The sequence below is a fragment of the Paractinoplanes durhamensis genome (assembly GCF_016862175.1).
In the GTDB taxonomy this organism is placed as follows: Bacteria; Actinomycetota; Actinomycetes; order Mycobacteriales; family Micromonosporaceae; genus Actinoplanes; species Actinoplanes durhamensis.
Genome location: NZ_BOML01000063.1, coordinates 1 through 11,964 on the forward strand (window position 1 = coordinate 1; position 11,964 = coordinate 11,964).

Annotated in this window: 11 protein-coding genes; 6 read left to right on the top strand and 5 right to left on the bottom strand. The window is 69.0% G+C overall.

Annotated features, from left to right (window positions below; genetic code table 11):
* Positions 1–770: 770 nt before the first annotated feature.
* Complete coding sequence (locus Adu01nite_RS48660) at positions 771–899, top strand: hypothetical protein (RefSeq protein WP_275414755.1); 129 nt, start codon at positions 771–773, stop codon at positions 897–899.
* A 141-nt stretch (positions 900–1,040) separates the two neighbouring features.
* On the opposite strand, the gene Adu01nite_RS38865 is transcribed toward Adu01nite_RS48660, so the two are convergent.
* Positions 1,041–1,781 carry a winged helix-turn-helix transcriptional regulator gene (locus Adu01nite_RS38865; RefSeq protein ID WP_203734340.1) on the bottom strand — a complete coding sequence of 247 codons (741 nt, stop codon included), beginning with the start codon at positions 1,779–1,781 and terminating at the stop codon, positions 1,041–1,043.
* A 71-nt stretch (positions 1,782–1,852) separates the two neighbouring features.
* Between Adu01nite_RS38865 and Adu01nite_RS38870 the strand changes: the two genes are divergently transcribed.
* Positions 1,853–2,608 carry a DUF899 family protein gene (locus Adu01nite_RS38870; protein ID WP_203734341.1) on the top strand — a complete coding sequence of 252 codons (756 nt, stop codon included), beginning with the start codon at positions 1,853–1,855 and terminating at the stop codon, positions 2,606–2,608.
* On the opposite strand, the gene Adu01nite_RS38875 is transcribed toward Adu01nite_RS38870, so the two are convergent.
* The 4 genes from Adu01nite_RS38875 to Adu01nite_RS38890 all read right to left on the bottom strand — a co-directional run bounded on the left by Adu01nite_RS38875 (position 2,508) and on the right by Adu01nite_RS38890 (position 5,690).
* Positions 2,508–3,146 (bottom strand): PIN domain-containing protein, encoded by a 639-nt coding sequence (locus Adu01nite_RS38875; protein WP_203734342.1) that lies wholly within the window; start codon positions 3,144–3,146, stop codon positions 2,508–2,510. The two genes, Adu01nite_RS38870 and Adu01nite_RS38875, sit on opposite strands and share 101 nt — an antisense overlap.
* Positions 3,143–3,526 carry a helix-turn-helix domain-containing protein gene (locus Adu01nite_RS38880; protein ID WP_203734343.1) on the bottom strand — a complete coding sequence of 128 codons (384 nt, stop codon included), beginning with the start codon at positions 3,524–3,526 and terminating at the stop codon, positions 3,143–3,145. Before Adu01nite_RS38880 ends, Adu01nite_RS38875 begins: the two co-directional genes overlap by 4 nt.
* Positions 3,527–3,591: 65 nt before the next feature.
* Positions 3,592–4,833, bottom strand: coding sequence for an ROK family transcriptional regulator (locus tag Adu01nite_RS38885; protein ID WP_203734349.1), 1,242 nt, complete (start codon positions 4,831–4,833; stop codon positions 3,592–3,594).
* A 2-nt stretch (positions 4,834–4,835) separates the two neighbouring features.
* On the bottom strand, positions 4,836–5,690 hold the full coding sequence (locus tag Adu01nite_RS38890; RefSeq protein WP_203734344.1) for a DUF6807 domain-containing protein: 855 nt from the start codon (positions 5,688–5,690) through the stop codon (positions 4,836–4,838).
* 165 nt (positions 5,691–5,855) lie between these two features.
* On the opposite strand from Adu01nite_RS38890, the gene Adu01nite_RS38895 reads away from it, so the two are divergent.
* From Adu01nite_RS38895 to Adu01nite_RS38910, 4 genes are all read left to right on the top strand, one after another.
* Positions 5,856–7,148: a pectate lyase family protein gene (locus tag Adu01nite_RS38895; RefSeq protein WP_203734345.1), complete on the top strand. Its 1,293-nt coding sequence runs from the start codon at positions 5,856–5,858 to the stop codon at positions 7,146–7,148.
* Positions 7,145–8,821, top strand: a complete 1,677-nt coding sequence (locus Adu01nite_RS38900) for a right-handed parallel beta-helix repeat-containing protein (RefSeq protein WP_203734346.1) — start codon at positions 7,145–7,147, stop codon at positions 8,819–8,821. The genes Adu01nite_RS38895 and Adu01nite_RS38900 overlap by 4 nt, the downstream gene beginning before the upstream one ends.
* On the top strand, positions 8,818–10,740 hold the full coding sequence (locus Adu01nite_RS38905) for a pectinesterase family protein (RefSeq protein ID WP_203734347.1): 1,923 nt from the start codon (positions 8,818–8,820) through the stop codon (positions 10,738–10,740). The genes Adu01nite_RS38900 and Adu01nite_RS38905 overlap by 4 nt, the downstream gene beginning before the upstream one ends.
* 178 nt (positions 10,741–10,918) lie before the next feature.
* Positions 10,919–11,923 carry a serine hydrolase gene (locus Adu01nite_RS38910; RefSeq protein ID WP_203734348.1) on the top strand — a complete coding sequence of 335 codons (1,005 nt, stop codon included), beginning with the start codon at positions 10,919–10,921 and terminating at the stop codon, positions 11,921–11,923.
* The last annotated feature ends 41 nt before the right edge of the window (positions 11,924–11,964 follow it).

The following is an 11,964-nucleotide window of genomic DNA, read 5'->3' on the forward strand; positions in this document are numbered from 1 at the left end:
ACTGACGGCGACCACGGTGCCGGCGATGAAGGCCAGCGATCCGAGTTTCTTCCCGATGGGTAGGTCCTGGAATCGCCACATCTACCGCTCCGCTTGTCCGTCAGGCTGTCCTGTCCCCGATCGGTCACCGGTTCCGGAAGTTGAGGATCTCAGGATCAACCGCGTGCCGCACGACCTCGGCGAGTTTCGGCGGGGCGCCAGCGTTCCCATTCCTCGGCGTCGCCGTTGTCACGCTGCATGGCGGATAAGAGGAGCCCGATGTCTACCATGGTCGCGCGGGCGCCGAGGACGGTTCCGTTGGTTGTCTCGCCGAAACCTTGATCGATGCGGCCGTCGCCCTGATCCGTTCTGGTCTTCGTCCGCTCTTCCTCCAGGCCTTCGTGCTGCTTCTGATCGCGGCCTGGATGTGGTGATCGACTGCTCGCTGCGGAGTGGGCAACGGTGCCCTCACTCCGATGCCGTTGCTGGTCGAGCCCAACGGAGCCGCGGAGACTGAGCGGTGAACGGTCGGGCTGTGCGACGGCGGACGGCCGGCAGCGTCACGATTGGGCCCTGAGCTGCGGGTATGCGGTTCTTATTCTGCCAACTATGGTCCACCTTGCCTACTCCGGGGCCGAGCCCCGGAAACCCCGCGTTGCGATGGCCGCCCTTCGAGGGCGGCTTTTTGCTTGCTGGTGGGTTGCGGTTGTCATGCGTGGCCCAGCTGGGTGGGGTGGGTCCAGGGCCGTGCCTGGAGACCTTGGTTTGGGCTGTACGGCATCGCTCGTTGCATGGGCTGTATCGCTGAGTATGTGAACCCGGACCTGCTGGCACAGGATTGGCCGAAGATTCGCCGGCTGACCGCTCGCCAACTCGTCCGCCTGTGGGAGCAGCGGCTGCCGCAGTTGGCCGCGGCCTGACCTTTTCCGAGGCTTCTGAACTGCGGTTATGGGGACCGCGAGGGCGGTTCGTGTCCAACTATGGTCTCGTTCTGATCCCGCTCGGCGGGTCGTGCTGGCCGGACGCTGACACGCGTCGCCGGCATGGAACGCAACTCGCGTTCAGGAGTCAGAGTTTGATGTATCGGGCGACTGGCGACCGATGATCCGCTGTTCAGGGCGGGAGGTTCCGCTCGGACATTGATCGACGGGGGCTGGGACGTTGACGGCCATGAGGAGGCGGCGTACGGCTTCGGGATCGCCGGTGATGGTGGAGCCGGCGGCTACAAGCCCATCGAGGTCGTTGTCGCCGAAGGCGGTGAGAAGGGCGTCCGTCGTGGTGGTCAGGACGGCGTCCGGCTCCGGCGGCGGCTCGTGGGAGACCTTGGCGCCGGTGCTGGTGAGATGGACGCCGAATATTCCGGCAGGGCCAAGATCGTCCAGTTCGATCCGCAGGGTCGCCGCGGGTTGTCCCGGGGTCGGGTCGAAGTAGGTACGGATGGTCAACATGGCGCTGTCCGCGCTCACGAACTGTTGCTCCGCCGTCCGCGCAGCGCCCAGCGCCCAGGTGCCGAGCGCGATCACGATTGGTTCCAGACCGCGTCCCCACGGGGTCAGCTCGTAGACCCGTGCGACGCCTGGTGGCGAAAGTTGCCTGCGGCTCACGACGCCCGCACCGCTTAGTTCGCGTAGCCGGTCGGACAGGGCGTTCGGGCTTGCGGTCGGCAGAGCCTGCTGGAGATCGGTGAATCGTTTCGGTCCGAGCAGCAGCTCGCGTACCACGAGCAGGGACCACCGTTCACCCACGATGTCGAGGCCGCGCGCGATGCCGCAGGCCTGCCGATAGCCCCGCTGAGCCGGCATCCGTCATCTCCATGCTTGCTGGGACATAGCAATAACTATTAGGGTCATAGTAAAGCAGCGGAGGAGGGGCCATGTCCACGCATCCGTCACCCCCGGTCGTCGACCGCGCGACCTGGCAGAAGCAGCTCGATGATCTCCGGCGCCGAGAGAAGGAGCACACGCGAGAGGGTGACGCCATCGCGTCCGCCCGGCGGCGGCTGCCGATGGTCGAGGTCGGGTCGGCCGCTGTTCTCGTGGGTGCCGATGGTCCAGTCCCTCTGCTCGAGGTCTTCGAGGGCAGATCCCAACTCGTCGTGTCGTACCACATGTGGCACACCGGCAGGTCGGCCGCTGATCAGTGCGAGGGTTGCACGTTCTTCACCGGCCAGGTCCTCGAGCTGTCCTACCTGCACTCGCGCGACGTCACGTTCGCCGTCTTCTGCCAGGGGCCGTTCGAGGAGTCGTCGCGCTACCGCGCCTTCATGGGCTGGCAGGCGCCCTGGTACTCGGTTCCCGAGCAGTCGCTGGATTCCCTCGTCGCGGGGCGCGGCTTCGGGATGAAGGCGTGTTATTTGCGCAGCGGTGACCGGGTGTTCGAGACCTACTGGACCGCCGGGCGAGGCGTCGAGCCGATGGCGCCCTCGTACGGGTTGCTCGACATGACCGTCTACGGCCGGCAGGAAGGCTGGGAGGACTCGCCGGACGGCTGGCCGCAAACCTTCCAGACCGACGGCGACCAGTTCCGGCTCAACGGCCGGCCCACCTCACAATGGACGCGCCTCGCCGCCGGCCACGACGACGACCTGGGCGCCACCCACCCCGCCACCGGCGAGCACCGCTGCCACTGATCCTCAGCATCGACCGCACCTTGTCACGGCCGGCTGGCGGGGAGGCGACTGCTGTGTGGTGCGTGATGATCATCTGTTCTGCGTATTCAACCGTCAGCCGGCTGAGAAGCTGGTCCGGCGTGAGCACCTCGAAGCCGAGGCCTTCGACAACGTCTGACGGGAAGTCTTTGACGTTGGAGGTGCACAGGACGGTCGCTTCGGCGGCGAGCGATGCGGCAAGGACGTGCCGGTCGTCTTCGTCGGGCAGCTCCAGCTCGCGAAGCTGCAGCCAATGCTCCTCGGCGGGCTCCACCTCGGCGAACGGGAAGGCGCGGTTCATCGCGTTGGTGAGCCGTTGGGCAGCGGCTTGGTCGAAGCCTTCCACGTTCCTCATGAGGTGCTCGGTCGCCTCAGCGAGGATCTGCGGACTCCATGAGATGGCGATGATCTCCTGGTCGGCGGCGTAGAGCAGATAGTCACGGAGAACGCGCGAGTAGAGGACATTCGCATCAGCCAGAACGATTCGGATCAGGTCGGCATCGTCGGCGGCGTGAGTCATTCGGTCAGGCCCAGCTCGTTCTGGATGGCGGCCAGCTCTGTTAGCGCTTCCCGTCGCCGGCCGCGCTCGGCGTCGAGGAACGCTTTGATCGAGGACACCCGGATGCGGTGATGAGTGCCGACCTTGCGGGACGTCAGCAGGCCGCGGTCCATGAGCTTGCGAACCTGGGGGCGTGACATCGCCAGCAGCACCGCCGCTTCGGTCGGGCTGACCTCGGCGTTGGCGGGGGAAACGACGATGTCTTCGCCTCGGGCTTGGGCGTCGATCAACCGTGACATCAGTTCGGCTGTCTCGCGCGAGAGCTCGACGCTTACCTCGTTGCCGGGCTCGGCAAGGGCACGGTGAAGGGCTGCGGCATCCCGACTCAGCAGGTCCGTCATGACCGACCTCCCTAACTGCTTCAACTGCTCCAACTGCAGCAAGTGTAGCGATGGTTGGCCGTGGATCAGCTGACGGTGCGGGTGATCCAGGTGGATGGGTCTCGGCGTACGTCCTCGATGACGGTGAGGGCGGCGCCGATGACCGCGGCGTCCGGGCCGATCGGGGCGGCCCGCACCTCGACCGGGGCCCACCGGGCGGTCAGCACCCGGTCCCGGATCTCGGCCTGGATCTCCTCGGTCAGCCACGTCGCGAGCAGCGAGTAGCTGCCGTCGAGCAGGACGGTGTCGACGTCGACCAGGTTGATCAGCGCGGCGAGTGAGATCCCGAGCGCGGTGCCGGCCCGGGCGAGGGCGGCGCGGACCTCCGGCGACCGGTCGGCCAGCACCCCGATGGTGACCGCCGGGGTCCGGTGCGATGTGGCGCCGGACCTCTTCTCCTCGTCGGGCACGGCCGCGAGGATCGCCGCCAGGCCGGCGTATCCCTGCAGGCAGCCCTTGGCGCCGCAGGAACAGGCCACGCCGTCGGGCTCCACGGTCACGTGCCCGAGCTCACCGCTCCAGCCCCGGGCGCCGCGCAGCAGCTCGCCGTCCAGGACGATGCCCGCCCCGAGCTCGAAGTCACCGAAGAGGCACACGAAGTTCCGCAGTTCCTTGTCGCTCGCGTGCCACTCGGCGAGGGCGGCCAGGCCGGCCTCGTTGTCGACGGAGACGCTCATGTCGGCCGAGCCCAGCGCGGCGCGCAGCCGGGAGCCGGCGTCGAAGTCCCGCCACCCGATGGCCGGCGCGAAACGGACCCGGGTGCGGTCCTGCACCGGCCCGGGGGTGGCGAGGGTGACGCCGACGATGGTCAGCCCCTGCGCCTCGGCGAGGCGGATGGCGTCCTTGGCGATGGCGGCCAGATCGTCGATGGTCTGTTCCGGCGACGTCACCGGGTGGGTGCGCGGAGCGAACTCGAGATGGCGGACCGTGCCGGCGAAGTCGACGATGCAGGCGGCCAGGCTGCCGGTGCGGATGTCCAGGCCGAGCCCGGCCGGCCCGGTCCGGGACAGGGTCAGGCCGATGGGCGGGCGGCCGGCGCTGCGCGAGCGGTCGGGGCCGACCTCGGCGATCAGGCCGCCGGCCAGGAGGTCGTCGACCAGGCGGGAGATGGTGGGCCGGGCCAGGCCGGTGGCGCGGGCCAGGTCGATGCGGGAGACCGGGCCGCCATCCGCGGCGATCCGCTGCAGGATGAGGCCGAGGTTGTGCGCGCGGATGTTCTCCTGCCGGGCCGGAGTGCTGAAGCCGGATCCGGTGCGGCGATCGGGCATCGTCACGCGCCGAACTCCGCGGAGAGCGCGGCCGCCCGGCCCGGTGGCAGCACGCCGTCCGCCACGACGACGACGATCCGGCGGGTCATCGTGGTGTCCGGCGGAAGCATCAGCGGCGAGTCCCAGGACAGCGACGAGCCCACGCCGATGTAGTCCCGGGTGCGCAGGAACCACGGGTCGTCACGGGTCGCCGGGTCGGCGGCGAGGAAGACGAGGGTCCACCATCGCCCGTCGCCGACCGGCGCGGACACCGTCAGCCACGAGGATCGGGAGCCGTGGACGGCTTCGAGGCCGTCGCCGGAGGCTGCCGCGACCCGGCACTCGCCCGGCCCGGAGGGCGCTCGCCAGAAGAATCCCCCGAAGCCTGCCCCGGCCCGGCCGACGGCGGCCGGACTCTGCATCCGCAGAGCCCGCCCGGTGCTGTTGGTCAGGGCGAATTCGCAGGTCAGAGCCCATGAATCAGAGTCGATGGGCCGTGCTGTCCAGGTGCGCCGTTCGGTCAGCAGCTGCTCGCGGTCGATCGACATCCACCGCAGCGAGTGCCGCAGCTGATCCGGCGTGCGCCGCGCCCAGCGGACGTGCTCCTGGGTGCCGTGGTTGTGCAGCCACGCCGGCCCGTGGCCCTCGACGAACGTCCGGCTGCCCCAGAAGTTGTGGCCGTCGATGTCCGCCACCGCGATGCTCACGCCGAGGTGGTGCTGGTGCGAGGTCGGCCTCAGCGCGGTGACCACGGTGCCGGCCATCGTCCGTACCGGATGCAGGTAGGGGCGCGGTGAGGTGGTGCCGGGCAGGTCCGGGCGCCATGTGTACTCGGCGACGGTCTGATCCCCGAGGCGTAGCACCGCCGGCCTGTCCATCCCCGACCGCCTTCTCCGAGCTCGTGATCACCGGTGTGCAGGATAGGCGCACGCGGGGCGCACCCGGAAGCGCATCCATCGATGTCCTTGACTTCCTGGGCGTACATTAGTAATAGTCTGTAACAAAATACGGTCGCTCCCTGTATCGAAAGTGAGGCTCCGCCGATGGCGCGAAGCCGGCTTCTGCCTGCCCTCATCGCGACGGTCGTCGTCCTGACCGGCGCGATCACACCCACTCCGGCGCGAGCCGCAGGTCCGCACCACGACATCGGGCGCGAGGTGCTCGGCGCCCGTGACGGCTGGGGGTCGGCCGAGGGCGGTGTCACCGGCGGGTCGGCCGCGACCGCCGGCCACGTCTCCGTCGTCCGCGACCGCAACGAGTTGGCCGCGGCCGTGGCCGGCGACGAGCCGAAGATCGTCTACGTCGCGGGACGCTTCGACGCCAACGTCGACGCCGCCGGCAACGCGCTGGACTGCGCCGATTACGCCGCCCCCGGCTGGGACTTCGATGCCTACCTCGCGGCGTACGACCCGGCGGTCTGGACCGGCGCGCCGACCGGCCCGCTGGAGGACGCCCGCAAGGCCGCCAACGCCAACCAGGGCCGAAGCGTCAAGATCCTGGTCGGGTCGAACACCACGATCGTCGGACTGCCGCACTCGGCCGTCACCGGGGCGCAGATCGAGCTGGAGTCGGTGCACAACGTCATCCTGCGCAACCTGGCGCTGCACGACGCGTACACCTGCTTCCCGGGGTGGAACGGCGACGCCTGGAAGACCGAGTGGGACAACCTGGCGCTCAGTCACACGTCGCACGTCTGGATCGATCACGTGAGCATCGACGACGGCGATCACCCGGACGCCGCCGAGCCGCTGGTCTTCGGGCAGCACCTGCTGCGCCACGACGGCCTGCTCGACATCGCCCGGCAGAGCGACCTGGTCACCATCTCCTGGAGCCGGTTCTCCGGACACGACAAGGGCATGTTGTGGGGCAACGGCGACACCGTCGTCGCCGACCGGGGCAAGATCCGCGTCACCATGCACCACTGCGAGATCACGAACCTCGTCCAGCGTGGCCCGCGGGTCCGGTTCGGCCAGGTGCACGTCTACAACAACCTGTACCGCTCCACCGCCGGCTCGGGCTACCTGTACTCGTGGGGCGTCGGCATCGAGTCCAAGCTGTACGCCGAGAACAACGCGTTCCTGCTGGCCGCGCCGTTCACCGCGGCCACCATCATCTGGGTGTCCAGCGGCACCGCGATCCACGAGAGCGGCACCGTGGTCAACGGCCGGCCGGCCGACGTTCTCGCCGCGTACAACGCCGCGAACGACCCGGACCTGAGCCCCGACGTCGGCTGGACCCCCACCCTGCACACCCGCATCGACCCGGCCCGGACCGTCCCGGGACTGGTGACGGCCGGCGCCGGCGCGCGCCTTTCCGTGAAAGGAGCACGATCGTGAACAGTCGACGATGGGGTGCGCTGGCCGCCGTAGTGGTGGCCGCCGGCGTCCTCGCCGTGTCCGCGGCGGCCACACCGGGTTTCGCGGCCACCGGGACGACCTACTACCTGGACGCCACCGGCGGGAACGACGCGAATGCCGGCACCAGCTCGGCGGCGCCCTGGAAGTCGCTGGGCAAGCTCACCGTGACGACCTTCAAGGCGGGCGATCAGATCCTGCTGAAGGCCGGGCAGGTGTGGTCCGGCTACGTCTGGCCGAAGGGCTCGGGCGCGGCCGGTAGCCCGATCGTTCTCTCGTCCTACGGCACCGGCGCGCGCCCGCGGATCGACGGGGCCGGGACGGTCGGCTCGACCGTGAAACTGCACAACCAGCAGTACTGGGAGGTCCGCAACCTGGAGGTCACCAACACGGCACCGGCCACCGGTACCGCCGGCGCGAACCTCAAGGACCTGCGCGGCATCCACATCGACGGCGACAACGGCACCACCCTCAGTCACCTGTACGTCGACAACGTCTACGTGCACGACGTGACCGGCCAGGTCAACTGGATCGGCGGGGACACCGCGGGCAACGCGCCGGGCGTCACCTTCCAGACCGGCTGGGACAACTCGAAGAAGACCGGCGGCATCGTCTTCGACACGACCGTCGCCTCGATCACCGCCCCGGGCAGTACGCCGACCATCCTCAACGATCTCGTGGTGCAGAACTCGACGATCTCCGACACGTCGTTCGCCGGGATCGTCGTCAAGCAGTACAGCGGTGACGCCGCGGGGGCCACCGCGACCGGCTGGGGCAACCGGGCGTCGGCGAGCGACGCGAACTTCCGGCCGCACACCAACGTGGTGATCCGGAACAACTACATCTCCCAGGCGAACACCGCGTACGGCTGCAACGGTGTCTATCTCACCGACGTCCGGGGCGCACTGGTCACCGGGAACACCGTCTACAAGGCCGGCACGTCGGGCATCGAGGCGTACTTCGCCGACAACGTCACGGTGGAGCACAACGAGATCTACCAGACGTCCAAGAAGGCCGGCGGCGCCGACTACAACGGCATCGACCCGGACAAGGCCACCACCAACATCCTGGTCCAGTACAACTTCGTGCACGACAACGGCGACGGCATCCTGCTCTGCCAGTTCGCGTTCGGCAGCGTGATCGTGCGGTACAACGTGCTCAAGAGCAACACCCGCTACCCGATCTACCTGCACTCGGACAAGGCCGCGACCGCCGACATCTACAACAACACCATTTACAACAACGTCAGCGGCTATCTGACGTACGGCTACGGCTCCTCGCTGGCCGCGAAGTACACGATCCGTAACAACATCTACCACTCCACCAAGGCCAACGCTGTGCTCACGGCGAGCAGCACGATCACGTACCAGAACAACCTCTACGCGGGCACGCTGACCATCCCGTCGACCGACACCAGCGCGAAGACGGGCGATCCGAAGTTCGTCAACCCGGGGGTGACCGGTCCGTACGGCACCGCGGCGAGCGGACCGCAACTGAAGACGGCGCTGGCCTACGCGCTGACCGCCGGCTCGCCGGCCATCAACACCGGCCTCGCGATCAGCGGCAACGGCGGCATCGACTACGCCGGCGGCGCTCTCTACAACGGTGCCCCCGACATCGGCGCACTCGAATACGGCGCGGGGAGTGCATCATGATCGGGCCACGCCTGCTCGTGGTCGCGGTTGCCGCTGCCACCATCCTCGTCCCCGCTTTCCCGGCCGCCGGCTCGGAAAGGGCGGCCACCGTCGACGGCTTCGCGGCCGTCGCCGGCGACGGCCTCGCCACCACCACCGGTGGCGCCGGTGGGCGGGTGGTCACCGCGACCACCCTCGACGACCTGAGGACGTACGCCGCCGCGGCCGAGCCGCTGGTCGTCCGGGTGCGCGGGTCGATCGTCGTGACCCCGTTCGGCGACATGATCAAGGTGGGGTCGGACAAGACGATCGTCGGCGCCGGCCCGGGCGCGGAGATCGTCGGCGGCGGTTTCTACCTCAACCAGCAGCACAACGTCATCGTGCGCAACCTGACCATCCGCGACTCCTACGTGCCGGGCGACTGGGACGGCAAGGAGTCGACGAACGACAACGACGGCATCCGGATCGACACGTCGCACCACATCTGGATCGACCACAACCGGATCGAGCGGGTCGGCGACGGCGCGATCGACACCCGCAAGGACTGCGACTTCGTCACCGTGTCGTGGAACGTCATCGCCGACACCAACAAGGCGCTCGGCCTGGGCTGGACCACCAACGTGATCACCCACGTGACCGCCCACCACAACTGGATCCGCAACACGTTCCAGCGCAACTGGAGCATCGACAACGCCGCCGCCGCGCACCTCTACAACAACTACCTGCAGGACGTCGGCCAGTACGGCACGATGAGCCGCAACGCGGCGAAGGTGGTCGTCCAGAACAGTTACTTCGACCACGTCAACGATCCGCTGGTGGCCAAGGACGCCGCCTCGGAGCTGGTGCAGAACGGCAACGTCTTCGTCGGATCGAGCGGCCGACGGGACACCGCCGGCGCCGCCTTCGATCCGGCCGCTTTCTATCCGTACGCCATGGATCCGGCCGGCCAGGTGCCGGCGATCGTGCGTGCCGGAGCGGGACCGCAACCGGCCGCGCACCGGCGCCCGGCCCGGGTCGTCACGGTGGCGCTGGACGGCAGCGGCGACTACGGCAGTCTGATGGGCGCGCTGGGCGCGCACCCCCGGGTCATCGTGCTCAAGCCGGGCGTCTACCGCGAGGTCGTCCGCGTCTGGGAGGACATGGCCGGGGTGACCCTCGTCGGCGCCGGCCGGAGCCCGTCCGACGTGGTGATCACCTACGACCTGCCGGCCGGTGGCGAGAAGTTCTACGGCGGCACGTACGGATCGGCCGGCAGCCCGACGTTCACCACGCTGGGCGACGACGTGACGGTGCGGAACCTGACGCTGGCGAACTCCTACGACGAGTCGGTCACGCCGAGTCAGGCCCTCGCCGTTCGCACGGTCGGCGATCGGGCGATCTTCGACCGCACCCGGTTCGTCGCCGACCAGGACACCTACAAGGCGGACAGCCCCAACCGTGACCGGGTGAGCCGCACCTACCTGCACGACTGCTACATCGAGGGCGACGTCGACTTCATCTACGGCCGGGGCACCGCGGTCTTCGACGGCTGCGAGATCTTCTCCAGCGACCGGGGCACGCCGGCCAACAACGGCTGGACCACCGCCGCCAGCACCAGCGACGACAACCCGTACGGCTTCCTGTTCACGCACAGCCGGTTCACCAGCGACGCCGCCGCCGGCAGTGTCCACCTGGGCCGGCCGTGGCATCCGGGCGGCGACGTGCGGGCCATCGCCCAGGTGGTCATCCGGGACTCCTGGCTCGGCCCGCAGATCGCCGACCCGCCGTGGACCGACATGAGCGGATTCCCCTGGCAGCAGGCCCGGTTCTTCGAGTACCGCAACACCGGCCCGGGCGCCGCGGTCAGCGAGAGCCGCCCCCAGCTCGACCCGGCCGATGCGGCGAACTTCACCCGCGAGAGATACCTGGCCGGCACCGACGGCTGGAACCCGATCGGCTGAGCCCGCTGAGGCCGGCCGGGCTGGGCCGGCCTCAGCTCCGATTTCTGTTGTCGGCGGCGGCATGAGCGCGATCACCAAACCTGCCATCTACGGTCGCTGAGCGGCAACGCGGCCGGGCGAGCCATGAGCGGGGCTGTTGTACCTTGCGCCTGGCTTGTCCGTCCACAAAGGGAGCACGATGTCAGTCAATCTTTCCCGCCGTTCCGCGCTCGGCCTTGGCGCAGCCGCTGCCGCGGCGGCGGCGGTCGGCGTGAGCTCGCCCGCGGAAGCTGCCGTGTCGGGGCCCGCGCGTATCAAGAAGGTGTACGAGAAGGAGAAGGTGAAGGTCGGCGGCATGTGGCACACCCACATGGCGGCGGTGGACGCGAACGGCGTGATCACGCCGTTCGTCGAGGACGACGCCGACCACGTCACGTACGGATACAGCGTGCAGAAGCTGGCCGTGGCGACCGCGGTGCTCGACAAGGTCGACCGGGGCGAGCTCACCATGGGCACCAAGCTCGACCTGCAGGGCGACATCATCCTGAGCGGGTCGGGCATCTACTTCCTGCAGGGCACCTACGGCGACGACCTCACCGTGGCCGGGTTCCTGACCGCGATGCTCCTGGTCTCGGACAACACCGCCGTGCGCCTGTGCGGCCGGCTCGTCCCGGCGCTGGAGATCAACGAGATCCTCGCGGCCAAGGGGTTCGTGCAGACCCGCGTCATCCCGGTGGCGAACCCGAACCGCTTCTATCTGGGTGTGACCACCCCGCGCGAGATGCACGACCTGCTGTGGCGTCTGGCGAACAAGACGCTGCTGTCGCCGGCCTCGTGCGACTTCATGCTCCGGGTGACCCGGGGCCTCAGCGGCTACCACGACGGCGTCCGCCGGGTGATGTCGTCGCTGGAGCGTGAGCGCGTCGCGACGAAGTACGGCGCCGACTTCAACGACCTCGGGGAGTCGAGGCACGAGGTCGGCATCATGTTCGACGCGAACGGCGTGCCGCTGCTGACGTACGCGATGTTCGCCGAGGGCCTGGGCGACCCGGAGAACTACGGCGCGACGCACCCGGCGGTCGAGGCGCACGCGAAGATCGGCCGCGCGATGATCGACAACCTGCCGCCGGCGCCGGGCGCCACCGCCGCCAAGGTGGCGCCGCGGTCGAAGCCGCAGCACTTCAAGCCGGTCAGCGGGGGCTGACGCGGTCGCGGTCATGGCAGGCGGCCGCAGGCGCCGCCTGC

Excerpts from the sequence above, each read along its gene's own strand:
- Adu01nite_RS38895 (WP_203734345.1), top strand. The coding sequence starts at position 5,856 with ATGGCGCGAAGCCGGCTTCTGCCTGCCCTCATCGCGACGGTCGTCGTC.
- Adu01nite_RS38865 (WP_203734340.1), bottom strand. The coding sequence starts at position 1,781 with ATGCCGGCTCAGCGGGGCTATCGGCAGGCCTGCGGCATCGCGCGCGGC.
- Adu01nite_RS38905 (WP_203734347.1), top strand. The coding sequence starts at position 8,818 with ATGATCGGGCCACGCCTGCTCGTGGTCGCGGTTGCCGCTGCCACCATC.
- Adu01nite_RS38880 (WP_203734343.1), bottom strand. The coding sequence starts at position 3,526 with ATGACGGACCTGCTGAGTCGGGATGCCGCAGCCCTTCACCGTGCCCTT.
- Adu01nite_RS48660 (WP_275414755.1), top strand. The coding sequence starts at position 771 with ATGGGCTGTATCGCTGAGTATGTGAACCCGGACCTGCTGGCACAGGAT.
- Adu01nite_RS38910 (WP_203734348.1), top strand. The coding sequence starts at position 10,919 with ATGTCAGTCAATCTTTCCCGCCGTTCCGCGCTCGGCCTTGGCGCAGCC.
- Adu01nite_RS38890 (WP_203734344.1), bottom strand. The coding sequence starts at position 5,690 with ATGGACAGGCCGGCGGTGCTACGCCTCGGGGATCAGACCGTCGCCGAG.
- Adu01nite_RS38875 (WP_203734342.1), bottom strand. The coding sequence starts at position 3,146 with ATGACTCACGCCGCCGACGATGCCGACCTGATCCGAATCGTTCTGGCT.
- Adu01nite_RS38885 (WP_203734349.1), bottom strand. The coding sequence starts at position 4,833 with ATGCCCGATCGCCGCACCGGATCCGGCTTCAGCACTCCGGCCCGGCAG.
- Adu01nite_RS38870 (WP_203734341.1), top strand. The coding sequence starts at position 1,853 with ATGTCCACGCATCCGTCACCCCCGGTCGTCGACCGCGCGACCTGGCAG.